The organism is Streptomyces sp. LUP30, assembly GCF_001746365.1.
In the GTDB taxonomy this organism is placed as follows: Bacteria; Actinomycetota; Actinomycetes; order Streptomycetales; family Streptomycetaceae; genus Streptomyces.
Map to the genome: position 1 here is coordinate 1 of NZ_MJAJ01000115.1, position 1,350 is coordinate 1,350.

At 77.1% G+C, this 1,350-nt stretch carries 2 protein-coding genes; both read right to left on the reverse strand.

The window, feature by feature from the left end; genetic code table 11:
* A partial coding sequence (locus BG482_RS45760) for a zinc ribbon domain-containing protein (protein WP_256096626.1) occupies positions 1 to 284 on the reverse strand: 284 nt, incomplete at its 3' end.
* Between the two features lie 3 nt (positions 285 to 287).
* Positions 288 to 1,350, reverse strand: a 1,063-nt coding sequence (locus BG482_RS39840) for a tetratricopeptide repeat protein (protein WP_141746733.1), incomplete at its 5' end; no start/stop codon positions are given.

The following is a 1,350-nucleotide window of genomic DNA, read 5'->3' on the forward strand; positions in this document are numbered from 1 at the left end:
GCCCCGGGCACGCCGACGGCGCCGCCCGCGCCGGGGACGGCCGTGCCGTTCGCGCCCGGCGCCTCCGCTGCGGCGGCTCCCGCCGTCCCCGTGCCGTGCGTCGTCTGCTGCGCGGGAGCCGGCTGGGCGGAGCCGTTCATCGTGAGCGTCGGATGGTCGTCCGGGCGCGACGGCGCGGCGGACAGGTCGTATCCGCACGCGCCGCAGAAACGGTCACCCGCGTCGAGCGGCTCCGCGCAGCTCGGGCACGTCGGCAGGGCGGCCTGCCGGGGCATCTGCGACATTGACTACACCCACGTCCGGGGGCGGTAACGATTGGCGCGTTCCACCAGGTCGATCCTTTCCTCGCTGCCGGTCGCCAGCCGGGCCAGCGTGCGGTACGAGCGCTCCAGGCCGAAGCGCAGCCCTCGCTCGTCCAGTTCGCTGCCGAGCAGCGCACGGGTGGCCGGCGCGGCGTCCCGGCCACCGGAGAGTATCCAGTCGAGGGCGCAGCCGAGGACTTCGGCGGACAACTGCTCGCGCCGCGTCGGGTCGAGGCCGTACGCATCCAGCGCCTCGACCTGCGCCGCGGCGGCGACGAGGTCCTCCTGGAAGGGTACGTCGGAGGCGAGGGCCGTCCGCTGCCGGAGCCGCGCCCGCACGGCCGCGACCCGCGCCGCCGTGTAGTGGATGGACGACTCCGGCACCGACTCCAGTGTCCGGACGGCGCTGCCGCGGTCCCCGGCGGCCAGCTGGACGCGCGCCAGGCCGAACGCCGCGCTCACATAGCTCGGGTCGGTCGACCACACCAGGCGGTAGTACTCGGCGGCGTTGTCGAGCTGCCCCAGCACCTCCGCGCACAGGCCGAGCGCCAGCTTGGGCGCGGGCTCGCCCGGGAAGGCGTCGTAGATCGCGTCGAAGGCCAGCGCGGCGCCCTCGTGGTCGCCGGTGACCAGCGCGGCGACGCCCCGGTACCAGACCACCCGCCAGTCGTCGGACCGTTCGTCCTCCAGTTCGTGGAGGGAGGCGAGGGCGGCCTGGTGGTCGCCGTTCTCCAGCCAGGCGCGGATCTGCCGCAGCCGGGTCTCGACCGACGGCGCCGGCGCGGCCGCCAGGGCCGAGATCAGCTCGGCCGGCGCGGACGCCAACAGGCCCGCCAGGAAGCCCGCGTTGGGGTCGGAGGGGTCGACGTGGGGGACGGGCAGGGCGAGGGCCGCGGCGGGCGCCGGGACGGTCTTCACCAAGCCGCCGGGGACGACCGCGGGCGCCCCGGCCGTCGAGGCCGAGCCGCCGCCCGAGCCGGGAGACGCGCTGCCCGCGCCCGGCACCGGGCCGCCCGCGGGGACGACGCCGGCGCCGCCCGCGAAGGCG